This is a genomic window from Holophagaceae bacterium, from assembly GCA_016720465.1.
In the GTDB taxonomy this organism is placed as follows: domain Bacteria; phylum Acidobacteriota; class Holophagae; order Holophagales; family Holophagaceae; genus JANXPB01.
Genome location: JADKKO010000004.1, coordinates 282,128 through 308,014 on the forward strand (window position 1 = coordinate 282,128; position 25,887 = coordinate 308,014).

The 25,887-nt window shown below is 64.9% G+C and carries 15 protein-coding genes; 4 read left to right on the forward strand and 11 right to left on the reverse strand.

The window, feature by feature from the left end:
- Window positions 1–17 precede the first annotated feature (17 nt).
- Together IPQ13_08690 and ligA are read right to left on the reverse strand one after the other, a co-directional pair.
- A complete protein-coding gene (locus tag IPQ13_08690; GenBank protein MBL0210970.1) occupies window positions 18–1,616 on the reverse strand; it encodes a protein kinase in 1,599 nt (532 codons plus the stop codon).
- A gap of 122 nt (window positions 1,617–1,738) precedes the next feature.
- The gene (ligA, locus tag IPQ13_08695; protein MBL0210971.1) at window positions 1,739–3,718 is read right to left on the reverse strand and encodes an NAD-dependent DNA ligase LigA; all 1,980 of its coding nucleotides are present in this window, start codon (window positions 3,716–3,718) and stop codon (window positions 1,739–1,741) included.
- A gap of 100 nt (window positions 3,719–3,818) precedes the next feature.
- Between ligA and IPQ13_08700 the strand changes: the two genes are divergently transcribed.
- Window positions 3,819–4,589, forward strand: coding sequence for a DUF1698 domain-containing protein (locus IPQ13_08700; protein MBL0210972.1), 771 nt, complete (start codon window positions 3,819–3,821; stop codon window positions 4,587–4,589).
- A gap of 1 nt (window position 4,590) precedes the next feature.
- Here the strand turns inward: IPQ13_08700 and IPQ13_08705 are convergent, their stop codons facing one another.
- The 9 genes from IPQ13_08705 to IPQ13_08745 form a co-directional block, all read right to left on the reverse strand.
- A complete protein-coding gene (locus IPQ13_08705; protein ID MBL0210973.1) occupies window positions 4,591–6,348 on the reverse strand; it encodes a tetratricopeptide repeat protein in 1,758 nt (585 codons plus the stop codon).
- Complete coding sequence (locus IPQ13_08710; GenBank protein MBL0210974.1) at window positions 6,345–8,528, reverse strand: tetratricopeptide repeat protein; 2,184 nt, start codon at window positions 8,526–8,528, stop codon at window positions 6,345–6,347. The genes IPQ13_08705 and IPQ13_08710 overlap by 4 nt, the downstream gene beginning before the upstream one ends.
- 4 nt (window positions 8,529–8,532) lie before the next feature.
- Window positions 8,533–10,599, reverse strand: a complete 2,067-nt coding sequence (locus IPQ13_08715) for a tetratricopeptide repeat protein (protein ID MBL0210975.1) — start codon at window positions 10,597–10,599, stop codon at window positions 8,533–8,535.
- 2 nt (window positions 10,600–10,601) lie between these two features.
- Window positions 10,602–11,714 (reverse strand): rod shape-determining protein RodA, encoded by a 1,113-nt coding sequence (rodA, locus tag IPQ13_08720; GenBank protein MBL0210976.1) that lies wholly within the window; start codon window positions 11,712–11,714, stop codon window positions 10,602–10,604.
- Window positions 11,714–13,630: a penicillin-binding protein 2 gene (gene mrdA, locus IPQ13_08725; protein ID MBL0210977.1), complete on the reverse strand. Its 1,917-nt coding sequence runs from the start codon at window positions 13,628–13,630 to the stop codon at window positions 11,714–11,716. The genes rodA and mrdA overlap by 1 nt, the downstream gene beginning before the upstream one ends.
- Before the next feature lie 2 nt (window positions 13,631–13,632).
- Window positions 13,633–14,115 carry a hypothetical protein gene (locus tag IPQ13_08730; protein MBL0210978.1) on the reverse strand — a complete coding sequence of 161 codons (483 nt, stop codon included), beginning with the start codon at window positions 14,113–14,115 and terminating at the stop codon, window positions 13,633–13,635.
- Entirely contained in the window at window positions 14,112–14,984 is an 873-nt protein-coding gene (locus tag IPQ13_08735; GenBank protein ID MBL0210979.1) for a rod shape-determining protein MreC, read from the reverse strand. Before IPQ13_08735 ends, IPQ13_08730 begins: the two co-directional genes overlap by 4 nt.
- Entirely contained in the window at window positions 14,984–15,991 is a 1,008-nt protein-coding gene (locus IPQ13_08740; protein MBL0210980.1) for a rod shape-determining protein, read from the reverse strand. The genes IPQ13_08735 and IPQ13_08740 overlap by 1 nt, the downstream gene beginning before the upstream one ends.
- A gap of 107 nt (window positions 15,992–16,098) precedes the next feature.
- Entirely contained in the window at window positions 16,099–16,395 is a 297-nt protein-coding gene (locus IPQ13_08745) for a glutaredoxin family protein (GenBank protein ID MBL0210981.1), read from the reverse strand.
- 268 nt (window positions 16,396–16,663) lie between these two features.
- Here IPQ13_08745 and IPQ13_08750 point away from each other — a divergent pair, with 268 nt between their 5' ends.
- The 3 genes from IPQ13_08750 (at window position 16,664) to IPQ13_08760 (ending at window position 25,872) form a co-directional block, all read left to right on the forward strand.
- On the forward strand, window positions 16,664–17,296 hold the full coding sequence (locus IPQ13_08750) for a hypothetical protein (protein MBL0210982.1): 633 nt from the start codon (window positions 16,664–16,666) through the stop codon (window positions 17,294–17,296).
- Between the two features lie 217 nt (window positions 17,297–17,513).
- On the forward strand, window positions 17,514–19,310 hold the full coding sequence (locus tag IPQ13_08755) for a PAS domain S-box protein (protein MBL0210983.1): 1,797 nt from the start codon (window positions 17,514–17,516) through the stop codon (window positions 19,308–19,310).
- A gap of 211 nt (window positions 19,311–19,521) precedes the next feature.
- Entirely contained in the window at window positions 19,522–25,872 is a 6,351-nt protein-coding gene (locus IPQ13_08760) for a PAS domain S-box protein (GenBank protein ID MBL0210984.1), read from the forward strand.
- Window positions 25,873–25,887 lie beyond the last annotated feature (15 nt).

A 25,887-nucleotide genomic window follows, 5' to 3' on the forward strand; every position in this document is an offset into this window, starting at 1 on the left:
ATCGGAAAGTTTGGCGGCTACTCGCCTGAATTGAAATCGTGCCCCGCGGCCTTCATGCGTTCCGCGAGCGGCCGGGGAATGCGATGGGCGCGGGCCTCTTCCTTCATCATCATCCGGAACCGCGGATAGGCGTTGAAAGCCCGCGGGTTGACGCCGCTGGCCTTGGCCTTGTGCAGGAGCGCGGCCATTTCGCCATACTGGCCCATGTGGTAGAGCGCCACCAGATCCAGCGCGTAGGCCCTGGCATTCTGGGGATCCTTCCGCTGCATCATTTGAAAAAGCTGATGGGCCCTCTGGGGATGGCTCTCGACGTCTCCGGATGCCTCGTTGATGCCCGCTGTTCCGCCGCTCTCCTGCACGGGTTGGGGCCGCTCTGGACTCATGGGAGGTTCAGGCGCCTTTTCGGCGTCGAAAGGGAGCGGCCTGGGAAGGATCCTGTCCTTCGGCTCCACCGGAATCGCCTTGGGGACCTCGATCTTTGGAGCCGGCGTCCTGGGGGGCACCGCCGCCGGACTCATCGCGCTGCCGGCCGGGTTGGCCTGGGCGAGGGAGGTTGGAGGATTCGCCGGTTCCCGCAGCCAGAACCAGGCTCCGGCAGCCGCGAGACCCGCGGCGACGATGAGCCCCGCTGCCCAGATCCCAGCGTTGGATGGGGTCTTGGTGGCGGGCCGGGCCGCGGCGACCGGGGACGATGTCGCCGTCCTGGCGCTGTTCGCCGCCACCGTGGGTGCCGCCTGGGCCTCCCGGCTGGAGGACTTCATCGACGCGGTGGTGCCCATGGCCACGCCTCCCAGCCAGTGCGGATCCTTGGCCGAGCGCAGGGCCGCGGACATGACCTCCGCCCGCTGGTAGCGCAGGCTGGGATCCTTCTCGAGGGCCTGGTCGAGGATGCTCTGCACCGCTGGGCTGATGCCATGGAGATGGGCGGGATCCATGGGTTTTGGTTGTTCGTGGACGATGCGGTAGAGCACCGTGGCGGTGGTGTCGCCGAGGAAGGGCCGTTCCCCGGCCAGGGCTTCATAGAGGATCACGCCGCACGCGAAGATGTCCGCCCGCGGATCGGGTATGCCTGACGAGATGTATTCCGGCGCCATGTAGCCGAAGGTTCCGAGGATCGTTCCGGAGCCCGTCATGTCCGACCCCGCGATGCGCGCGATGCCGAAATCCATGACCTTCACGAAGGGCCGCCCCTGGTGCCAGTCCACGCGGATGTTGGAGGGCTTGATGTCGCGGTGCATGACGCCCCGGGCGTGGGCGTAGGCCAGCCCATCGCAGATCTGCGCCACGATCTCCAGGATCTGCGGCCGGGTCAGGCTGTGGTCCAGCAGCAGCGTTTGCAGATCCTGGCCCGGCACATATTCCATGGCCAGGAAAAGCGTTCCGTCGTCTTCCCCGAATTCATGCACCGTGACCAGGTTCGGATGGTTCAAGGTCCCCGCCGCCCTGGCCTCGCGGTAGAAGCGTTCGCGGGCTTCCTCTCCCGTGGCGATCTGGGGGCGGATGGTCTTGATGGCCACCTCCCGGCCGATGATCGGATCCCGCCCCAGGAAAACCTCGCCCATGGCCCCTTCGCCCAAGCGACGCTGGATTTCAAACTTGCCGATGCGGGTTCTCATGGGTTCTCGATCTTGGGATAGACGCCCCAGCATAGCCGAGGGTTGACCGGACCTTTCGGATTATCAGCCGGTGGCGGCGGAGCGATCCCCTCTCCTCGTTCCAAGACTCAAGGCCCTTGGCGTTAAGGTTTGGGTTCCAGGTCCAGCAGCCAGGTTTCATCCTGCACAGGGATGCCCAGTTCCTGGGCCTTGGCGAGCTTCGAACCGGCCTTCTCCCCGGCGACCAGCAACGTGGTTTTCGCGCTGACGGAGCCGGTGACCTTGGCGCCGAGCTGTTTGAGAAGGGCCTCCGCGGCTTCGCGGCTGAGGGTCGGCAGCGTGCCCGTGACCACGGCCACCTGCCCTTTCAACGGCAGCGCGCTCAGATCCCTTGGCACCGGAGGCGCCGGATGGATGCCCATGGCCTGGAGGTGGGAGGGCAGGTCAGGGTGCAGGGCCGCGAAGGCCCGGATGGCCGAGGCCACCTTCGGGCCCACCTCCTCCACCGCCTGAAGCCGCTCCTCGGTGGCGGACCAAAGGCCTTCTAGGCTTGGATGGGCTTCGGCCAGCAATTCGGACGTCTTCGCCCCCACGAAGGGAATGCCCAGGGCATGGATCCAGCGGGACAAAGGCCTGGTGCGCGCGGTTTTCAGGGCCTCGATGAAGTTCTGTCCGGATTTCTCAGCCATGCGATCCAGGCCCGCGACGAAAGGCAGGCCTTCACCCTCGAAGCCCAAGATGGTGAAGGCATCCCAGGGTTGCGCGAAGCGGCCGGAGGCCACCAGTTGTTCCGCCATGGCATCGCCCAGGCCCTCGATGTCCAAGGCGCTGCGGCCTCCCAGGTGCAGCAGGCGCGCTTCGAGTTTCGCGGGGCATTCGGGATTGAGGCAACGAATGGCCACTTCGCCTTCGTCATCCTTGCCCACTTCACCGCCGCACATGGGGCAGCATTCTGGAATGGCCGACGGCGGCAGTGAACCTGCATCCTGGCCGGGCACCACCGCCACGACTTTCGGAATCACGTCGCCGCCTTTTTCGATGAAGACCCTCATCCCGGGCCGCAACCCGAGGCGCTCCACCTCGTCCGCGTTATGCAGGGTGGCCCGCCGGACCGTGGAACCCGCCACGAAGACCGGCTCCAGTTCCGCCACGGGCGTGAGCTTGCCCGTGCGCCCCACTTGCCAGGTGATGGCCACCACCAGGGTCGTCGCCTGCGTGGCCGGGTACTTGTACGCGATGGCCCAGCGGGGAACGCGATCGGTGTTGCCGAGCCGCTGCTGGAGCGCGGCATCACGGACCTTGATCACCACGCCGTCCGTGTCGAAAGGCAGCCGCAAACGGGCTTCCGCCTGTTCCTGGATGAACGCCAGCACGGCCTCCAGATCCCCTTCGACCTTCCCGGGCATGGCGGTGAAGCCCCATTCCGCAAGCTGGCGCATCGCGGCGCAATGATCCTCGGCGCCCAGCCATTGCCAGGGCAGGAACTGCAACCTCCGCTTCGCCACGATGCGGCTGTCCAGCAGCTTCATGGTCCCGCTGGCCGCGTTCCGGGGATTCGCGAAGCGCGCCTCGCCGGCAAGATCCCGCTCCGCGTTGATTTCCGCCCAGCGGCGCCGAGAAAGGAAAACCTCGCCTCGCACCTCGACCAGGTCCGGGGCCTCGGGCGCGAGGCGGAGAGGAATGTCGGCGATGGCGCGCGCGTTGGCCGTGACGTTTTCCCCGACTTCGCCATCGCCCCGGGTCAGGGCCTCCACCAGCGCACGGTCCTCGTAGTGCAGGCTCAGGGAAAGGCCATCCACTTTCAGTTCCGCGGCGAAATCCAGGTGCGTGTCCGGCGGAAGCAGCCGCTGCATCCGGGCGGACCAATCTTGAAGCTCGGCTTCGGCGTAGGCATTGTCCAGGCTGAGCATGGGTGTGCGATGCCGGATTTTTTCGAAGCTCTCCACGGGCGGCGCCCCGACCCGGAGCGTCGGACTGTTGGGATCCGCCCATTCCGGATGGTCCGTTTCAAGTCCTCGCAGTTCCCGCTCGAGCGCGTCGTACTCCGCATCCGAGATGGCCGGCGCATCCTGGACGTAATAGCGCCGGCGGTGCTCCAGCACCTGATCGGCGAGTTGCTTCATGCGGGCGCGGAGATCCATGCACCTAGGCTAGCGGGCTGCGGCCATCCGCCATAGCTCCCGATGCGGCCTTGAAATCGGTATTCTTGGAAATGGAGTTCCGATGATCCAAACCCCGCTCACACCCGAAGCCAAAGCCGCCCTGGAAGCCGGAATCAAGGAATTCCCGTTCTGGTACCACCGCATCGAGCTGGCGGAGGGCGTGGTGACCCCCGGCTGGGCGCCCCTGGAGGCCAAGGCCTACCAGTTGCCAGATCGCCTGGATGGATTGCGGGTCCTGGATGTCGGCGCCTGGGACGGCTACTGGAGCTTCGAGGCGCTGCGGAGGGGCGCGCGGGAGGTCGTGGCCATCGATGATTTCTCCGACTTCCTCGGAAAACTTGAGACCCGCCAGCGGAAAGGCTGGGAGACCTTCGATTTTTGCCGGGAGGCCCTTGGCTACGGCGAGGACCGCTGCAAGCGCATCGAGATGAGCGTCTACGACGTGACCGAGGATAAGCTCGGCCGCTTCGACGTGGTCTTCTGCTTCGGCACGCTGTACCACCTGCGGCACCCCCTGCTGGCCCTGGATCGCCTGGGGGCGGTCTGCGACCGCGAAATCTATATCGAAAGCGCCATCTGCGACGACTACAGCCCCCACCAGGGCGGTTTCGGCCGCGGCTACGCCGGCCACATGGTGATGGAGTTCTACCCGAAGAAGGAATACGGCAACAACGAGACGAACTGGTGGGCGCCTTCCCTCAACTGTCTGGCTTCCATGGTCTACGCAGCGGGTTTTCACAAGGTGGAGTATTGGAAATTGATTCCCAGGGCCGGCCAGCTCGCCTATTGCCGCGGCTTCTCCAAGGGGACCAAACAGGAGCCGGAGGCGTAGTTCAGCCCTTCTCCCGGCATTTCTCCCGCCAGATCCGTCGGAGCAGCGCCTCCAATTCCCTGGCCAGTCCAGCACCATCGCAGAGGCTGGAGGCCGCCATGGCAACCCTCAAGCCCTCCCGCATCCGGTTGCGGCGCGGCTCATCCACCGCCAATTCCAGGGCGATGCGCTGGTAGGACTGTTCATCCGCAGCCACCAGCTCGCCGTGCCCCACGGCGTTCAGCAGGCTCACGCCCACCCGGCCCGCGTGCCGGGAGCCTTCCAGCGTGACCACCGGGACTCCCATCCAGAGGGCCTCGCAGGTCGTGGTGGTGCCCGCGTAGGGGAACGGGTCCAGGGCGATATCGACCTCCTGGTAGGGCAGGAGCGGCGATCCCTCGAAACTCCAGCCCCTCAGATCCAGCCGCTCCGAGTCGATCCCATGGCGCCCGAAACGCTCGCACAGCCCTTCGCGCACGCTGCCGTCCGCCAGGGTATGGGACTTGAGCAGAAGGCGGGAGCCGGCGCAGTCGCGCAGTATCGAGGCCCAGAGGGCCACTACGCGGTCGTTCGCCTTGGCGAGGTTGTTGAAACTGCCGAAGGTGATGAATCCATTTTTATCCGCCGGAGAGGGACCTGGCGCTGGGGCATCCGGAGGGGGCGCATAGGCCAGGAAGGTCCGGCCCAGCCGCAGGAGCGGCTCGGTGCCATGGGCTTCGGAACCAGCGGGGTCGGTGAGGGTGTCCACGATGCGGCCATCGAAGCAATCCATGCCGGTCGTGGCGGGGTAGCCGAGATAGCTGAGCTGGATCGGCGCCGGCCTCACGGCGAAAACGGGCAGCCGATTGGAGGCGCTGTGGCCCGCTAGGTCGAGGGCCGCATGGATGCCATCCGCGCGGATCATTTCAGCGACCGCCGCGTGGGACTTGCCCGTCACATCGCGCCACTCATCGCAAAGCTGCTTCAGCCGCTCCGTGTCCCCATCGGGCTTCAGCGTGTCGCTGTAGCCGAAGACCCGCACCTGTCCACGATCAAGGTTGCGCAGGAGGCCTTCCAGGAAGAAGGCGCAGGAGTGCCGCCGGAAGTCCGGCGACAGGAAGGCGACCTTCAGCCGCGCGTCCGGATCCTTCCCGGCGAATGCGGGACCCGGCCGCGTGGGCGCGAAACGGCGCACCCATTCCCGGTGGGCGGCCACGAGATCCCGGACTTCCAACGCTGGGTCGAAAAGCCGGGCGTACAGCAGATACTCCTGGGCCACCGGGTCGTTGGGCGTGAGCGCCACCGCCCGCTCCAGCAAGGGCATCGCTTCCCCGGGCCGTCCCGTAGCCAGGGCCGATTCCCCCAGGGCCATCCAGGCGTCGCGGTTGCTGGGCTCCACCTGGGCCACGAACTCGAAGTGGGCTTTCGCTTCCTGGAGCCGCCCCTCGTGGCGCAGCAGCTGGCCGAGTTTGAGGCGGCCCGGGATGAACGCTGGATGGGCCCGGGCGACGGGCTCCAAGGCCTCCACGGCTTCGCGCAGGCGCCCCGCCAGGCCGAGGGCGTGGGCCAGGTTGATCGCGAAGCCGGGATTCAGGGGACGAAGTTCAAGGGAGCGCGCGAGCAGCGGCAGCCCCTCCTCCAGCCGCCCGGATCCGCTCAGCAGCATCCCCAGCAGATGAAGCGCGTCGCTGTGCTCCGGTTCCCGTTCCAGCAGGGCGCGGCACTCCGCTTCGGCCGCGACGGATTGGCTCCCTGCGCTGAAACGCAAGGCCGCATCGAAGGAGCCTCCCCCGGCGCTCATCGGGAATTCGCGCAGGCTTCGACCCAGGCGCTCCGGATCAGGGCTTCGAATTTGCGCGCGAAGCCTTTGCGATCGCAGAGGCTCGACTCCACCAGCCGGGCCCGCAGGGAGGCGCGCAGATCCGCGAGGCGCGTGGCATCCATCGCAAGCTCCAGAGCGATGCGGACGTAGGCGTCCTCGTCCGAGGCGATGAGACGGGCCAGGCCCACCTGGTTCAGGAGGCTCGCGCCGACGCGGGCCGCGTGGCGGTCCCCGGCCAGCGTGACCACCGGGACGCCCATCCACATGGCTTCGCAGGTGGTGGTGGTGCCGTTGTAGGGAACCGGGTCCAGCGCGATGTCCACGTCGCCATAGCGTTCGAGGTGGAATTCCGGGCTGCTGTCCCATCCTCTGAGGTCCAGCCGGTCCGGCGGGATCCCCGCTTCGGCGGCCCGCTTCCGGGTCAGCGCTTGGACGCCGGGATCCGCCAGCTGGTGGGCCTTCAGCAGGAGCCGAGCTTCGGGCGCGGCTGCCAGGACCCGTCCCCAGAGCCTCAAGGTCCGGCCGTTCTGCTTGTGCAGCGCATTGAAACTGCCGAAGGTGGTGAACCCCTTGCGGACCGAGGGCGGCGCCGCGGGTTTGGGCGCGGTGATCAACGGCTTATAGGCCAGGAAACCGCCGGGGAGGCGCACCAGGGGCTCCGTGTGGTGCGCCTCGGAGCCAGGCGGATCGGCCCATTCATCGGTGATGCGGCCATCAAAACAGGTGAGTCCGGTCGTATTGGGATAACCCAGCCAGGTGAACTGCACGGGGGCGGGGCGGTTCACGAACACCGGCAGGCGGTTGCGGGCGCTGTGGCCCGATAGATCGATCAGGACATCCACGGCCTCCCGGCGGATCAGCGCTTCGGATTCTCCGAGCGACCGGGCCCCCAGCTCATGCCAGGCCCCCGCGCCCCGCTTCAACCCCTCGGTCACCAGATCCTTTTCCGAACCCGTGGAGAACACCCACAACTCGAAGGCTTCCCGGTCCAGGTGCTCGAACAGGCATTCATAGAAATACCAGCAGGAGTGCCGGTGGAAATCGCCTGACACCAAGCCCACGCGCAATTTCCGGCCGGGGACCGGATCAGTGATCGGCGCCCGGGCTTCAGCGGTTTCCACCCCGAATTCCCGGCCATAGGCTTTGTGGGCCTCGAACAGTGCATCCGGGCTCCAGTCCTCCAGATCGTTGAGGGCGAAGAGATAGTTGCTGTGGGTTTCCCATTGCCCGGTGTGCAGGGCCTTGGCTTGGGCGAGCACCTTGGCGGCCTCGGAGGCCAGGCCCATCGCCTTCAACAGGTTGCCGTAATTGTTGAGGGTGAGGATGTCCGTGGCGTCGCGGGCCAGCGCCTTCTCATAGTGGAGTTTGGCCTCGGTGAACCGTGCCTGGCGGTAGCGCATGAGCGCCAGGGATTGATGGGCGCCCTTGGAGGTCGGGTCCAGGACCAAAGCTCCTTTCAAGGCGGTCTCTGCATCCTCCCGGCGGCCCAGTCCCACCAGCTCGTCGCCCAGCCCTTCCAGCATCCGAGCGAACTCCGCCGCACCCGCGGGACGCAGCGCCGCGGCCCGGCGCAACGCCTCCTGCGCGCCCAGGGCATCGCGTTGCCGGATGAGGGCCTGGCCGAGGTTCAGGTGAGCGGCCAGCAGGCCTGGCGCCACTTCCGAGGCCCGGCGGAAGCAGGGGATGGCTGCATCGAGCTGATTCGATGAAGCCAGGATCAGCCCAAGGTTGTTCCAGGCTTCTCCGCTGCCCGGAAAACGCTGCGTAGCCTCCCGTAGAAGCGCCATGGCGCGCTGGGGATCGTCTCCATGGAGCTGGGCCAGGCCGAGGTAGGCCTGGGGATGGGGAGCACCGAGCTGGATGCAGGCCTCCATCTGCTCCCGGGCCTCCGCCTGCCTGCCTGCTTCCTGGAACAGGGCGCCGAGCTGGAGTTTCAGGGCGGCCATCGTGGGCGCGGTCCCCACCGCCCGGCTGAGGAATTCGACCGCCTTGGGCAGGCTCCCCAATTCGCGGTGGACCAGGGCGCTGAGCTGCAAGGCTTCGGTGTGGCCGGGGTCGATCTCGAGGACCTGGGCGGCGGCGGCCAGCGCATCGGCGAACCTGCGGCCCTCGAAGGCCGTCCTCGCCGCATTCCAGAAGGTTGATGGATCGATCGCCATGGGATCAGCCCACCGTCCCGCAGCGTTCCACCCAGGCGGAGCGCAGCGCCCTTCCAAATTTGTCCGCGAAGGCCGGCCCGTCGCAAAGGGGAGAGCCCATCATCCGCGCGCGAAGGCTGCCCCGCAGCGCCTTCAGGCGCTCTCCATCCCCGCCGAGCAGCACGGCCCTCTCCACGTACTCCGATTCAGAGGCAGCGATGCATTCCCGGAGCCCCACCTGGTTCAGAAGGCTCGAGCCCACCCGCGCCGAATGGCGATCGCCCTCCAGGGTGATGACCGGCACGCCCATCCACATGGCTTCGCAGGTGGTGGTGGTGCCGTTGTAAGGAAAGGGATCCAGCGCGATGTCGATCTGGCCGTAAAGGCTCAGGTGCTCGCGGTCGCCCTCGACCCAGGAGGAGAGCATCAGCCTTTCCTCCGGCAATCCGGCATCCAGGAGGCGCTGCACCACCAGCCGCTTCGCGGCTTCATCCCCGAACGCCCAAGTCTTGAGGTAAAGCCTGGCTTCCGGCACGCGCCGCATCACCTCCGCCCACACCCGCAGCGTGGAATCACTGAGCTTTGCCAGAGCATTGAAGCATCCGAAGGTCGGGTAGCCCCTCCTTGCCATGGGCGTTTCCGCGATCTCCGGCGACTCGGAGGGTGGCTGGTAGCAGAGGAACCCTCCCGGCAGCCGCACGACCTTCTCCGAGTGCCAGGTGGTGCCTTCCTCGGGATCGGCCCAGGCATCGCTGATCCGCAAATCCATGCGCGAGAGGCCGGTGGTGTTCGGGTAGCCCAACCAGGTCACTTGCAGCGGCGCGGGCTTGAACGCGAAAGCCCCGAGCCGGTTCCCGCCGGTATGTCCTCCCAGGTCCACCAGGATGTCGACGCCATCCCGCCGGATCAGCTCCGCCAGCGGCTTGTCCTCCAGATCCTTCACGTCCCTCCAAAGGTCCACTAGGCCGCGGAACCGGTCCGTCACCGCGTCCTCCACCTCCACCGATGCGTAGGCGACGGCTTCCATGGCCTTCCGGTCATAGTGGCTGAGCAGCGGTTCCAGGAAGAACGCGCAGGAGTGGCGATGGAAATTCGCGGAGACGAATCCAACGCGGAGCCGCTTTTCCGGGTCCCGCACGGGGAGTTCCGCCAATGGCTCCGTAGGCGCTTCGTGGACCGCCGACCAGGTCCGATGGGCCTCCGCGATCATCTCGTTGGAAGGTCCATCCGGGAAATGGAGTCCGTAGATGTAATTGCTGCGCATCAGGGCTGAATCAGGTTCGAGCTCGACCGCCCGCTTCACCCTCGGGAGCGCTTCATCCAACCGTCCCAAGTCCTTGAGCAGCCGCGCGTGGTTGTTCAAAGTGGGTGGATCCGGCCTGAGCCGCTCAGCCTGTTCGAAGACCGCCAGGGCTTCCTGGATGCGCCATTCCCAGCGCAGCAGCGTCCCCAGGTTATGCAGGGCCGCGCTGTGCGCGGGATCCAGATCCACCGCGCGCTGGAAGGCTGAAATGGCTTCCGCGGGATGGCCCATGCGCCGGTTGATCTCGCCCAGGTTGAAGTGGGCCCCGGCGTCCCCGGGCAGAAGCGCGGCCGCCTTCTGGAAATGCCATCGGGCCTCGGCCGTCCGGTTCGCGCTGTCCAGCAGGGCGCCCAGGCGCGCGTGGGCATCCGCAAGATCGGGGGACTGGGCCAGGGCCTTCCGGAGGTGATCCACTGCCGTGGCGCCCTCGTTGCGATCATAGGCCATCAGGCCCAAAAAGTAGTGGGCCTCGAAATTCATCGGCTCCTGTTCGAGCACGGCTTCGAAGGCGCGCCTCGCGGCTTCGGCCTCACCCGTCTCCCGCAGCATCAGCGCCCTGTGGAGCAGGGGAACCGGCGAGCCGGGGTTCAGCGCTATGGCTTTGCCGATCCACTCGAGCGCCTCCTCCAGCTGGCCTGATCCATGAAGGATCACGCTTCCGAGATGCCAGGCCTCGCCATGTCCCGGAATGGCTTCCACCACCGCCCGGCAATGGGCCAGGGCGCCCGCCCCATCGCCGTTGAAATAGTCTTGCTGGGCCGAGGCCCACCGGATTTCTGGACCCTGCACCTTCACCTCGACTTGGCCTGGTGGTGGATGTTCATGATGATGCCCAGGGCCAGGAAGAAGGCCAAGGTGCTGGAGCCGCCGTAGGTGAAGAAGGGCAAGGGAATGCCCGTGGTGGGAAGGGCACCGCTCACCATGCCGATGTTGATCAGGATATGGAAGCCGAAGATCCCCGCCGCCCCCACGCAGAAATAGGTTCCGATCGCCGTGGTCGCCTCCCCCGCGATGGCGAGGATCCGGTGCAGGAGCACGCCGAACAGCGCAAGCGCGATCAGGATGCCGACGAACCCCCGTTCCTCGGCCCACACGGAGAACACGAAATCCGTGGTCTTCACGGGAAGGAAGTTCAACTGGGTCTGGGAGCCGCTCATGAAGCCCTTGCCCCACAGCCCCCCGGCGCCGATGGCGATGCGGCTCTGGTTCACCTGGTAGCCCTTCCCTTTCAAGTCGCGGGAAGGATCGATGAAGGTGAGGATGCGCTCCTTCTGGTAGGTCTTCAGCTTATAGTTCCAGACCACCGTGGAGAGCAGCGTGAAGCCCAGGACCCCCGCCACGACCCATCTCCAGCGGATTCCCCGCAGAAGGGGGAAGAGCAGGAGGATCGGCGAATAGGTCATCGCCACGCCCAGATCTGGCTGCTTGAGCACCAGGAACATGGGGAAGAACAACAGTCCCGCGGCCCCCACCAGATCCCAGTTCGTGAGGCCCTCCGGCGACTTGGTGCCCAGCCGGTGGGCCACGAAGAGCAGGACGATCCACTTCACGAATTCGGACGGTTGGAGGCTGATGCCGCCCCAGGTCAGCCAGCTCTTCGAACCGGAAACCGTATGCCCGATGACCAGCACCACGAGCAGGCCCAGAAGGCCCGTGATGTAGATGGACAAACTGCTTTGCGCCAGGCGCCGGTAGTCGAAGCGCGATAACAGCAGCATCGCCAGCAGGCCCAGTCCGTTCCAAACGCTCTGCCGGAGCCACAAAGCCTGGTGCGCTGTGCCCTTCCCGGCGGAGTAGAGGGTGAGCGTGCCGAGGGTGCTGAGGACCAGCACCAGGAACAGCAGGACCGGATCCAGGTTCCGGGTGGATTTGTTCAATGCGCCCGGCGTCATCGGCAGGTTCATCACCGGGCACCGTCCGCTTGGGGCTTGGGCGGGGCGGCCGGCTCCTGGTCCTGCTCGGCCTCATCGCTTTGGGGTTCTTCAAAAGCGTCCGGCAGTTTTCCGCCGGGAGGCGGCAGCGGTTTCTTCAAGCGGTCGAGGAACCAGTACTGGCACAATTTCCGGGCGATGGGCGCGGCGGCATCGGCGCCAAACCCAGCGTTCTCCACGACGACCGCCCAGGCGATCTGCGGATTCTCGCGCGGCGCGTAGCCGGCGAACAGCGCATTGTCCCGGAACTGCTTGGCCAGGGTCCGATAGTGCGCCTTGTCCACGAAGGTCGTGACCTGGCTGGTCCCGGTCTTGCCGCACATGGTGACGCCCGGAAGGGCTGATTTGTGGGCGGTGCCGCTGCGCACCACTTCATACAGGCCTTCATCCAGGACGGCCCAGACCTTCGGATCCAGCCCCGCGTCCCTCGGCTTCTGGGGAGGGATGATCTTCATCTGCCCCGATTCGTCGCGCTGGCCGTAGAGCAGGTGCGGCGTGAGCACCTTCCCCTTGGCGCCGAGCATCGCGTAGAAGCGCGCCAGCGCGATGGGCGTGACGCCATTCTGGCCCTGGCCGATGGCCACGCTGATGGTTTCGCCGGCGTACCACTTCTTTTCCTTGCGCCCGTGCCTGGCCTTCCAGTCGCGGCTGGGAATGCGCGAAGGCAGCTCATTGGGGAGGTCCACCTGGGTGAGCTCCGTAAGCCCGTATTTGGCGGCGGTCGCGTGGATTTCATCCACGTCCAGCCGCGCTCCCAGCTCATAGAAATAGACATCGCAGCTCCGGGCGATGGCCTGCACCAGATTCAGGGTCCCGTGGACGCCGTCGCACCGGAATTCGCGGCCGTAGTAGGTCTTCCTGCCATGGCAGGTGAACGTGGATTCCGGAGAGATGATGCCCTTTTCCAGGGCGCAAAGCGCGATCAGCAATTTGTAGGTGGAACCCGGCGGATAAAGCCCCTGGGTGGCCCGGTCGAGCATGGGCTGGGTGGGGTTGCGCACGTACAGGTCCACGTCCTCCTGGCTCATGTGGCCCAGGAATGCGTTGGGATCGAAGGACGGGCTGGAGTAGAGCGCGAGGATGCCGCCATCCCGCAGATCGATCACCACGCCCGCGCCCCGCTCTTCGCCAAAGGCATCCTGCATGGTCTTTTGGAGCCCTGAGTCCAACGTGAGATACACGCTTTGGCCCGGTGTGGAATTCTCCAGCCCGTAGAGCGCGACTTCGCGGCCGAGGTGGTCCACCAGGCTCTTCCGCTGGCCATCCTGGCCCTTCAGCAGATCGTTCCGGGCAGCTTCGAATCCGCTGCGGCCGACGATCTCGCCCAATTGGTAGCGGCCCGGCTCCTTCGACATGAGCTGTGGATTCACCTCGCCCACGTAGCCGAGCACGTGGGCGGCCAGCTCGTCGCCCTGGTACACCCGCCGCGGCGCCACTTCGATGCTGAGAAAAGGAAACCGGGCCCGCAGGTTCTCCGCCCTCGCCAGGCCGGAGTCATCCAGGTTGTCCTGCACGATCAGGGAGCGTTTCATCCCGGCGCTCCGCGCCATCTGCACCCGCCGAGCCAATTGGGCCGGGTCCTGCTCCAGCGCCTGGGCCAGGGATTCCACCTGCGAGGCTTCCTTCGGGAGGTCCTCCTGCTGGATCACCAGGTGCAAGGCCCTGCGGTTGTCCACGAGGCGATGCCCGTTCCGGTCGAAGATGATGCCCCGCGGCGCGGGCGTGGTGCGCACCTTCACCGCCTGGCTCAGGGCCAGCTGCTGCAATTCGCTCCGCCTCACCACCTGCAGCCATGCGTAGACCAGGCCGAGGCCCAGCACCATCAGCCATGCGGCGGCCTGGAGCGTGGCGAGCCGTTTGCGCAGGAGGTTGCGTTGGCGGAGGTCCACGGCTACCTCAGATAGGCGGTGGGTTTGAGCCGCCAGGCCAACATCGCCCACAGGGGCGACGTGAGCAAGGCCCAGAGCCAGCCCCGGCCCCAGGCGTGGGGTCCGGAGGCCAGAGCGGTCGCAAGATGCAGCAGCAGCGCGTGCAGCAGGGTGAATCCGGCCAGCCTCGCCCACCAGATCAGGCGCCGGTCCGCGGGCCAGAACCGGTTCAGGAAAAACACGACCAGAGTGGCGGTCAGGTCCACCCAGGCGGCGGCGCCGGGGTGGGGCACCATGCGCAGGGTGCCCTCGGCGACCCAGCCCGCGGCCACCGCCCAGAGTCCCGCCACCAGGGGCAGCGGTTCCAAAGGCGCAAGGCCCAGCACCAGCGCCACATGGAAAACCGCCTGGAGCGACGGCCATGGCGCCGCGAAAAAGATGCCGACCAACGCCAAGAGGCAGACCAGCGAGGATCGGACCCTGGATGGAGCATTGCGGGCGGTCATTGCGGCCCCTTTCCAGGACCGGCCTGCGGCGCCGCGGGAGGACCCACCTCGATCGGGGGCTTGGGCGGCAGCACCAGCAGCAGGTGCAGCCGGTCCAAGGGCGCCGAAAGGGCCACTTCCACCTTCAATTCGCTATCCCGCGGCCGCACCTGGCTCACGAAGCCGACCAGGAGCCCTCGCGGGAACACCCGGTCCAGGCCGGAGGTGTACACCGCTTCACCCGGCTGGACGCCTTCCTGGCTGCTGATGTAGCGGATCTCGGCTTTGCCGGGGCCCGTGCCTTGCAACACCCCGGTGGCGCGGCTCCGCGCCAGCATCACGCCCGTGGAGGCATTGTAGGCATCCAAGGGAAGCACGCTCGCCTGCCGGCGGCCGACGCTCCAGATCCGCCCCACCACCCCTTCGGGGACGATGACGCCTTGGTCGGGCTGGAGGCCGGGTTCGGGGCCCTGATCGATCACCAGTCCTCCGAAGGGCGTGTTCCGGGTGTTGGCGATGACCCTGGCGGCCCGGGCTTCCAGGGGCAGCTCCTGCTTGAGCCCCAGGAGCCGGATGGCCTCTTCAGCCTCGGCGCGGCGGGGGGCTTCCCTGGCTTCCTGGAGTTCGAAGGAGGCCACCCTGCTCCTGAGGTTGGCGATTTCTCCCTGGGCGATTCCGAGATTCCGGACTTTTTCGTCCTTGGCCTCGCGGCGGGCCTCCCATTTGGCGGAAGCCCTTAGCACCGGCCCCGAAACCAGGTCCAGCGCTTTCGAGATGCCCAGGCCGGGCCAGCGCCCGCTCATCACCCAAAGCCCGTGCCCGAGCCAGAGCAGGCCCAGGATCCAAGCCTGCCAGCCCGCGGAGCGCCATCCGCCTCGGGTGGTGGCCATCAGTCGAGGATCTGAATGCGCCTCAGGAAGGGGATGTCCTCAAGCAGCATGGCGGTGCCACGCACCACCGCGGTCTGCGGATCCTCCGACCGATAGCACGGGAGATGGGTTTCCTTGCGGAGCCGGTCATCCATGCCCTGGATCTTGGAGCCGCCGCCGGTGATGCAGATGCCGCGCTCGATGAGATCCGCCGCCAACTGGGGCGGGGTTTCATTGAGCGCCTTGCGCACCAGATCGATGATGGCGTTGATGGGTTCCGAGAGGGCTTCGCGGATTTCCGAATCATTCAGCGTCAAGGTCTTGGGCAGGCCCTCGAACTGGTCCCGGCCGCTGATCTCCATGGTGCGGACCTGTTCGGAAGGGTAGGCCGAGCCCAGCTCCCACTTCACCCGCTCCGCGCTGGTTTCGGAAATCAGCACGTTGTACTTCTCGCGGATGAACTTGATGATCGCCTCGTCCATTTCGTCCCCGGCCACGGTGATCGAGTCCGAGAACACCTTGCCGTTGTAGGAGATCACCGCGACATCGGTGGTCCCGCCGCCGATATCCACGATCATGCAGCCACGTTTTTCATTGATGGACAGGCCTGCCCCGATGGCCGCCACCATGGTCTGGTCCACCAGGAAGACCTCGCCGGCCTTGGCGTCGTAGCAGACCTGCTTCACCGCGCGGCGCGCCACCTGGTGGGCCCTGGGCGGCACGCTCACGACAATGCGCGTGCGGGCCAGCCCCTTGTTGGGGCGGGCCTTCAGGATGAACATGGCCAGCATCTTCTCGGCGGCGTCCACCTCGAAAATCATGCCGTCCTTCATGGGGCGGACGGTTTTCACCCCCTGGGGGGCCCGGCCCAGGAGCTGCTTGGCCTCGTCGCCCACGGCTTCCACATCCCCCGTCTGGGTGTTGATGGCCACGATGGAGGGTTCATAGACGACGATGCGTCCCGCTTGTTTGGTGTGGATCAGAACCGAAGCCGTGCCCAGGTCGATCGCAAGGTCGGACGTGAACAGATTGGACCAGAATCCGGCTGATAAAATGGACGCCACAGCTCAACTCCAAAGGAACCCCTTAGGATGCCATGGAGGCTAGGCGCTTCCTAGTAAAAGCCTCAAAACACTCAGGCTTTCGCGGCTTCCAGGAGTTCCCGGATGAGGAGGTCCGTGTCCAGGCGTTGCGGAAGCTCCTTGTGGTAGCCCCGGACCCAGCGTTTCCCTCCCACCAGGAAATACGGGATTCCGCGTTTGCCAGTGCCCGCCTCCAACCGCTCGGCGGCGCCTTCCTCTGATTCGATGTCCACCTTTGGGATTTGGAGGCCCTGCTCCGCCAGCCACCTGTCCAGGCGGCGGCAGTCGCCGCACCAGGGGGCCGAGTAGATTTGCAGGTCCAGTCCTGCGAGGGGGGAGGCATTAACCATGGGTCGATCCTATATGCTCAATTGGCTATAAAAGCATGTTTTTGGAAATTCCGCAATACCTTTCGTGCGCCAAGGCATCCATTGGAGCCGTCCGGGCTCAAGGCTGCGTCGGACCGACGCGGACTTGTGGCCAGCTCGCATGCGTAAGCGGCATAAATCAATCGTCTTAGATTCTGTCAGCCGGTTTCGAACGGACCACTGCGTCCGGCGTCGGCCATTGCGGCGCCCGCGTTCCTCCCTCAATCTAGAACATTCGCGGAGAAAACACATGAAGCAGGCGACCTCGAGCAGCAAAGCCATCCCACAGCACCTGGCCCCTTTCGCTCTTGCCCCCATCCTGGCGCTGGCCCTTGGCTGCGGAATCGGTTCCCGCGATTCCAGCCCCGTGGTGGCGAATGTGGCTGGGCAGAAGATCACCCAAAAGGAATTCGAAGGGATTGTCCGCGCCTTGGCCCCTAAGCAATCGGACGCCGACATGCTGCTCACGGATCCCAAATTGAAGGAACGCCGCAATCAGTGGGTCGGCAGCCTGGCCGAACAGAGGGCCTTGATCGAGCTGGGCAGGCTGGAAGGCCTGGACAAGGATGTGAAGGTCCGCCTCCAGGCGGAATCGGCCATGGCCGATGTCTACAAGCGCGCCCTTATCGAAAAACGTGCGGCGGCCACCGCCGCGCCGGAAGCGGAACTGCGCAAGATCTACGATGAGGCGGTCGCTAAGCAGAAGGCGGCGGGCGGCACCCAGCCACTCCCGCCCTTCGAGGCCGTGCAGGCGGAGCTCACCCAAGCCTGGCAGCAAAAACAGCAGGCCCAGGCCCAGGAAAGGTTGGTCAAGGATATGAAGGAGCGTGTGCCAGTGTCCTACGGCGAGGGGTACCAACCCAACCAGATGGGCGGGAACTGACAGGCGCTTCCGCCAGATGGAAAGGATCCTCGAAAGGGGGCCTTTCCATCCGGTATTTGGGGATGGAATTTCGGCGAGCAGGCAGTCTTGAAGGAGTCCAAACTGACGCTGCCTGCCTGCAGTGGATCCCCATGATGAGCAAGTCCCTCGAAATGCCCCGCCAAGTCCAGGGACCAGCTGCCTCCGGGCAGGCCCGGCGTACCGGCCGGCGATCCCGATGAGCTCGATCCAAGGATGGTACGCCCGCCTGGAACAAGCCTGGGGCGGGTCCATCCGCCGCAGGCTGGTGTGGTCCTTTTCGCTGGTTTCCATGGCCATCATCCTCGGCAGCGGCCTGCTCCTGTATTCGTTGCAGAGGGATTTCCTTTACGCCCAGGGCAACAGAAGCGCCATCGACCTGGCGCGGACCCTCTCCTTCAGCGGCGCCTCATGGGTGCTGGCGAACGATTCAGCGGGTTTGCAGGAGGTGTTGAAGGGCGCCTCGGAGGCCACAGACCTCAAGTTCGCCATCGTGCTCTCGCCGCAGGGCGAAATCCTGGCCTCCACCAGACCGGCCTACATCGGCCAGTTCTTCAGCGATGCGCCCAGCCAGCGTCTGCTGGGATTGCCTCCGAAACCTCAAATCCTCCTGGACCAGTCCGATCTGATCGATGTGGCCGTGCCCATCCAATCCGGCGATCGCCACATCGGCTGGGTGCGGGTGGAGCTGACCCGGGACACCGCAAATGCCAATTTGCGCCGGAATGCCGCTGTCGGCGCCGGCATCGCAACATGCCTCCTGCTGATGATCGCAGTCATCGCCACGAAGTTGGCGCGCGGCTTGACAACCGGGCTCCACCGCTTGGCGCGGGTCGCGGACGATGCGGAGCATGGGCGCGCGTTCCAGCGCGAGGATACCGAGCGTGCGGACGAAATCGGAGTGCTCGCGCGCCATCTGTACCGGTCCCTGGATTCGATCGACGAGGAGAAACGAGCGAAGATCGAGAGCGAGACGCGCTTCCGCAGGCTCGTGCAGGTCGCCCCGATTCCGCTGGCCTACCTTTCGAAAAGCGGTGTGATCGAACATTTCAATGACCGGTTCGCAACGCTTTTCGGCTACACGCACGAGGATATCCCGACCATCGAAGCCTGGTGGCGGCACGCCTACCCCGACGAAGCCTATCGCCAGTGGGTCATCGCCACCTGGAGCGCAGCGGTCCAAGCCGCTTCGGAGTCCGGCCAGGACATCCAGCCTAGCGAGTACCGGGTGGCCCGCAAGAATGGCGAAGTCCGGATCATGGAGATTTCGGGCGTCCTGCTCGGAGACGACGTGCTGGCGACGTTCATCGATCTGACTGCCCGCAAACAGGCCGAAGAGGCGCTGCGCGCCTCATTGCGGGAAAAGGAATCCCTGCTCAAAGAAGTCCACCACCGGGTGAAGAACAATCTGCAGGTGATCACCAGCCTGCTGCGCCTCGAAGCGGGACGGAGCACCCAGCCCGATACGAAATCCGTTCTCAAGGACATGCAGAACCGCATCCGGTCCATGGCCTTGTTGCACGAATCCCTGTACCGCGCTGAGAACCTGGAGCAGGTGAACCTTCCCGACTACATCACTCAAGTCACCACCCATCTTTACCGATCGATGGCTGTGGAGCGCGGGAAAATCCAGCTTCATCTGGATCTGGCTCCGATGAGCATCGCGCTCGAACAAGCGGTCCCCTGCGGCCTCCTGGTCAATGAATTGGTCTCCAATTGCCTGAAGCACGGGTTCCCCGATGGCCGCTCCGGAGAAATCCGCATCGAGCTCCAGGCCGGAAGCGGCGGACCGCAGGTCCGGCTGCGGGTAAGCGACACCGGCGTGGGCCTGCCGCCAGATTTTGAAGAAAAACGCGCCTGCTCGCTGGGCATGCAACTGGTGGCGGATCTGGCCAGGCAGCTGAAGGGCCAGCTCGAAATCGGCGGCGGCCCTGGTGTCGGCGCCGTCTTCGAAGTGGCCTTCACCCCGAAAGGATGGACCGGCATCGAGAATTGAACGCCACAAGCAGGAGGAAGTCAGTGCGGCAATTTCCCGGTTTGGATGAATGGCCGGAATTCGGACTATTTGGAGCCGATGCGAGGCGAGCCCCGGTTTCAACCGCATTGCTTTTGAAATAACCAAGTCATTTTATCGCAACGGTTTATTCGTTAACGGCTCATAATCACGCATCAGCCTTCCTCCCTACCGCCTGCCCCCAGGTGCTCCCATGAGCAAGCCCCGGATTCTCATCGTTGAAGACGAGCCCTTCGTCGCCCGGGATATCCGCAAGCAGCTTGAGGAACTGGGCTATGATCCTGTGGCCGATACGCCGCGGGCCGAGGACGCCATCACGCTGGCCGAGCGATTGAGGCCTGATCTGGTGCTGATGGACATCCGCCTCGAAGGAGAGATGGACGGCATTGCCGCCGCGCAGGTCATCCACGAGCGCTTCAACCGCCCGGTGGTGTTCCTGACGGCCTACGCGAGCGAAGAGACGCTGGACCGCGCCAAGAAGAGCAATCCTTTCGGGTACATCATCAAGCCATTCGAGGAGCGTGAACTGCGCACGGTCATCGAGATGGCCCTTTACAAGCATCGGGCTGAAACCTTGCTGCGGGAGGGCCGGGAGGAACAGGCCGCCATCCTACGCACGGCCCTGGACGGCTTCTGGCTGGTGGACCTGCAGGGCCGCATCATGGATGTCAATGAAGCCTGCTGCCGCATGCTTGGGTACACCCGCGATGAAATGCTGGGGAAAACCATCGCCGATTTCGAAGCGGATGAATCCGCAGAGGAAATCGCGGAGATGATCGGACGGATCGCCCAAACCGGATCGGCCTTGCTGGTGCGGAGGCACCGCTGCAAGGACGGGCGTCTGATCCATGTTGAATTGAGCATCACCCAACTTCCGGGCGTGGCCGGTAGGTTTTCCGCGTTTCTAAGGGACATCACCGAACGCAGGAAGTCGGAGGATGAACTCCGGATCGCGACCCAGCGCATCACCCTGGCCACCGACGCCGCTTCGATCGGCGTCTGGGATTGGGATATCCTGGCCGACCAGTGGTACGCGACGCCCAACTATTACACGATGCTGGGCTATGAACCGGAAACCGGATTCGGCGACCGGAGCGTCTGGATCGAGCGCCTCCATCCCGACGACAGGGAGGCCGTGGTCGGGAAGATCAGCGAGATGCTGGCCGGAAGCGGCAAGCCTTACCAGTACGAGGCACGCATCCGCCATGCTGATGGCTCCTACCGCTGGGTCCAGGTCATCGGGCGCGTCGTTGAGAAAAGCCCCCAAGGCCAGGCGATCCGCATGCTCGGCGTGCGGATGGACATTTCCGAGCAGAAGCGCGCGGAACAAGCCCTGCGGGAGAACGAGGACCGCTACCGCGACCTGGTGGACAACAGCCCGGAACTGATCTCCACGTACGACCTCGATGGGAATTTCATCTCCGTGAACGACACGACCGTCCGCCTCACCGGCTATTCCCGCGAAACCCTTTTGAAGATGAACCTGGGGGATCTGCTGGTGCCCGGAACGCGGCACCTGTTCCCTGAATACCTGCGGACCATCCGGGAGTTCGGAAAAGCCGACGGGATCATGCAAATCCAAACCATCAAGGGCGAGCGACGGTTTTGGGAATACACCACCACCATGCGGACCGAGGGTGTGGTCGAGCCCATCGTGCGGGGCCTAGCGCTGGACATCACCGAGCGCAGGCAGGCGGAAAAGGCGTTACGGGCGAGTGAATCCCAGCTCCAGGTGATCCTGGAATCCACGGGCGACGGGATCCTGGCCGTAGACCTCAAGGGCAAGGTCCTCAAGACAAACCAGCGCTTCGCCCAGCTCTGGCAGATCCCGCAAGTTCTCCTGGAGGGCGGCGACGACCGGGCCCTGCTGGACCACGTGCTGGCCCAATTGTCCGATCCGGATGCGTTCCTGAAGAAGGTGCATTCGCTTTATGCCTCGGATGCCGCGGACCTGGACCTGATCCAATTCAAGGACGGCCGTTGTTTCGAGCGGTTCTCATCGCCCATGCTGGATGGCCCGACCGTCACCGGCCGGGTCTGGTCCTTCCGCGACATCACGGAGCGCAGGCGGGCGGAAGAGCGGCTTCGCCTCTCCGATCAGACCTACCGGGGGATCCTGGATAGCGTCACCGAAGCGGTCTATATACAGGACGAGAACGGAGTGTTCCTGGATGTGAATCTGGCCGTGGAAAAAATGTACGGCTATGCCAAGGAGGAATTCCTCGGGCGGGCTCCTGAATTCCTGTCGGCCCCCGGAAAAAACGACCTCTCCAAGATCGGCAACCATATCGGCAAAGCGTTCGCTGGCGAACCGCAAACCTTCGAGTTTTGGGGACTGCGCAAGGACGGAGCCGTCTTCCCGAAGGATGTGAGCGTCTCGCTCGGGCAGTACTTCGGGGAAAAGGTGATCATCGCCGTCGCGCGGGACATCACTGAGCGCAAGCAGGCAGAACGGGAGCTGGTTGAAAGCCATGAACGCTTCGAATTGGCGAACCGCGCCACCTTCGACGTCATCTGGGACTGGGACCTGGACGCCCATTCCATTTGGCGGAATGACAATTTCGAAAAATTGTTCGGCTACTCGAGGGAGGAAGTGGAGACGGACTACGGATCCGTGGACGACCTCATCCATCCCGAGGACTTGGACAGCGTGCGGGCGGGCATCCAGGTGGCCCTGGAAAACAGGGCGAGCGAATTCTGGGCGGACCAATACCGCCTCCGGCGGAAGGACGGCAGCTACGCCTTTGTCGAGGATCAGGGCTTCATCACCCGGGATGCGGATGGCCGGGCGGTCCGGATGCTGGGCGCCATGCAGGACATTTCCGAGCGGAAGCAGGCGGAAAGGGCCCTCCGCGAGAACGAAGAAAAGTTGCGGCTGATCATCGAGCACAGCAAGCAGCTCTACTATTCGCATCGGCCCGACAACGTGATGACCTATGTCAGCCCCCAGGTCCGGGAGTTCTTTGACGCCGGCCCGGAGGACACCTTCCGGCCGTGGACTGATTTCATGACGGACAATCCAGTCAACGCCATCGGTGTGGGGATTTCAAACAAGGCCGTGGAGACGGGCGTGGCCCAGGGCCCCTATGAACTGGAGCTGGTGACGCCCCGCGGGCGGACGATCTGGGTCCAGGTGAATGAATCACCGGTGGTCGAGCATGGCAAAACGGTCGCGATGGTCGGGGCGCTCACGGACATCACGGAGAGCAAGCGCGCCCACGACCAGTTGCGGCTGCAGGGCGGCGCGCTGGAGGCCGCGGCCAATGCGATCCTCATCACCGACCGGCAGGGCCTGATCCAATGGACCAATCCAGCTTTCTCCGCCCTCACTGGATATAGCGCCGCCGAAGCCATCGGTAGGGAACCTGGAGACCTGGTCAAGTCCGGCAAGCACGATGACACCTTCTATAAGGCCCTGTGGGACACAATCCTGGGCGGGAAGGTCTGGCGGGGAGAACTGATCAACAAACGCAAGGACGGCAGCCTCTACATCGGGGAAAAGATCATCACTCCCTTGAAAAACGAGGCCGGCGAGATCACGAACTTCATCGCCGTGGAACAGGACATCTCCGAGCGCAAAAAGGCCGAGGCCAGCCTGCGGCTGCAGGGGGGCGCGCTGGAAGCCGCGGCCAACGCCATCGTCATCACCGACCGCGAAGGCGTGATCCAATGGGCCAATGCGGCCTTCACCACCTTCACCGGCTACACCGTGGCCGAGGCCGTCGGCAGGCTGCCCGCAGACCTGATCAAGTCCGGAAAACATGACCGGGCCTTTTACAAGGCCATGTGGGACACCCTCATCCTTGGCGAAGTCTGGCGGGGCGAAGTCATCAATAAACGCAAAAACGGCAGCCTCTACACCGAGGAAATGACCATCACGCCCCTGAAGGACGACAAGGGCGAAATCACCCACTTCGTGGCCGTCAAGCAGGACATCACCGCCCGGAAGCAGGCCGAACTGGAGCGCCAGGCCACCGAAGCCCGCGTCCGCGAACAGGCTTCCCTGCTGGACAAGGCCCACGACGCCATTAGCGTGCGGGACATGGGCCACCGGATCCTGTTCTGGAACAAAGGCGCTGAGCGGCTGTATGGATGGAACTCCGAGGAACTGATCGGCCGGTCGACCGTGGATCTTTTCTATGACGATCCCGCCGCCTTCCACCAGGCCAACGCCATGCTGCTCCACGACGGCGAATGGAGCGGCCGGATCCAGCACCGGCGCAAGGATGGCAACCTTCTGACCGTCGAAGGCCATTGGACCCTGGTCCGGGACGAACTGGACCAACCCCGATCCGTCCTCGCCATCAACACCGACATCACCGAGCGGGTGGAGGCCGAGCAGGAGCTGTACCAGTACACCGAACGGTTGAAGGCTCTGCGGGAAATCGACGCGGCGCTGCTCGGCGCGCGCTCCACCCCGGAGCTGACGCGGAGCGCGCTGAGCCGGCTCAGGCATATCGTGCCCTTCGAGCGGGCCTCAGTGGTGCTGTTCGATCAGGGGCTCGCCCAGGGCACCATCATCGCGGTGGATCAGGACAATCCCTGGCTGCCCCTTGCCGGCGAGGTCCGGCCCATCGGCGATTTCCACGATCTGAAGGATCTGCTTTCGGCGCCCTTCCTCGACTTGAGGGATTTGAGCGATATCCACGGCTGCGCCATGGAGGAGCTGATGCTCTCCCAGGGCCTGCGCAATCTGGTCTACGTCCCCATGGAAAGCGAGGGCGCCGTCATGGGCTTCGTGGCCCTGTCCACCACCACTCCCGGAAGCCTGACACCCCAGCATGCGGAAATCGCCCTGGACATGACCGACCAGCTCGTGGTGGCCATCCAGCATACGCGGCTGAAGGAGGAACTCGAACGCTCCAACCAGCAGCTCGAATCCAAGGTGGACCAACGCACGGCCGACCTGCTCACCACCGTGGCCACCATGAAGGTCCTGGAAGGGGAGCTGAGGAAGCAGGAAGCCGAGGCCCGGGCCGCCAGCGAGGCGAAATCCAGGTTCCTGGCCTCCATGAGCCATGAGCTCCGCACGCCGCTCATCGGCGTGACCGGCATGCTGGAGATCCTCACCCAAAGCGGGCTCAGCGCCGAGCAGCGCCAAGTGGCGGCCATCATCCACGAATCGTCCGAAAGCCTGCTGCAGATCATCGGCGACATCCTCGATTTCTCGAAGATCGAAGCCAACAAACTGGATCTGGCCGTCCAAACCTTCTCGTTGCGGGCCCTGGTAAATTCCGTATCCCAGACCTTCAGTTCCGCCATTTCCACGAAGGGGTTGAAGTTCATCGTGGAAGTGGACCCGAGGATCGCCCAGGCCCATGTGGGCGATATGCACCGCCTCCGGCAGATCCTGAACAATTTCATGAGCAACGCGGTGAGATTCACCGAACGGGGTTCCATCACGCTGAGGGTGTGGCGGCTCGATCGGCGGGATGGCGCCGAATTCGTGGCTTTGCAAGTGCAGGACACGGGCATCGGCATATCCCAGGAGACCCAGGCGCACCTCTTCGAGCCCTTCACCCAGGCCGAAGCCAGCACCACGCGGCGCTTCGGAGGAACGGGCCTGGGCCTGGCCATTTCAAGGCGGCTGGCAGATCTCATGGGCGGTAGCCTGGACATGCAAAGCGCTTTGGAACAAGGCACCACCCTGACGCTATCGGTGGAACTCCCCCTCGGCGACGAACGGGATATCGTGAACCCAAGCGCGCCGGACGAAGCCAAGGCCGTGCCCGCTCGGCCCGCGCCAAGCACGGAGGAGGCCGAGCGGGAAGGCAGCCTGATCCTGATGGCCGAGGACCATCCCACCAACCGGATCGTGCTCACCCAGCAGGTGAACCGGGCGGGCTATGCGCTGGAAATCGCCGTGGACGGCCAGGAAGCTTTCGAGAAATGGCAGAGCGGACGCTATGCCCTGCTCCTCACCGACCTGCACATGCCCCGCATGGACGGATACCAACTGACCAAGGCCGTGCGAGACCTGGAGCAGGCCCACGGAAGGCCCCGAACGCCAATCCTGGCCCTCACCGCCAATGCCCTGCGCGGCGAGGCGGAGCGCTGCGTCGAGCTGGGCATGGACGACTACCTGGTCAAGCCCGTGACCATTCCTTTGCTGGCATCCAAGCTGCGCGAATGGCTGCCCCATGTGAAGGTTGGCCTGGCTCCGGAACCCCCTGGAAAATCAGCACCGCCTCCACCCGGGGTAGCGGATTGGGTGCCCCCCGGGCTGGACGCCAAGACCCTGCTGGACCTATGCCGCGGCGATGACACCGCGGCGCGGGAGATCCTGGAAAAATTCATCTCGGCCACCAAAACCGATCTGTTGGCGCTGGAACAGGGACTGCGGCAGAAAGACAATCCCTGCATCGTGCGCCAATCCCACCGCATCAAGGGTTCCGCCGCCATGATCGGCGCCCGCGATATCGCAGGCAGGGCCGAAAGGCTGGAACTCTACGCCCAGACCAAGGCCCCCGCATGGGAAGCGATCGAGGAACAGATCTCGGGCCTGCAAACGGCCTTGGCCCGGCTGGAGGGCCCTGCGGAATAGTTTTCCCGGCTCAGG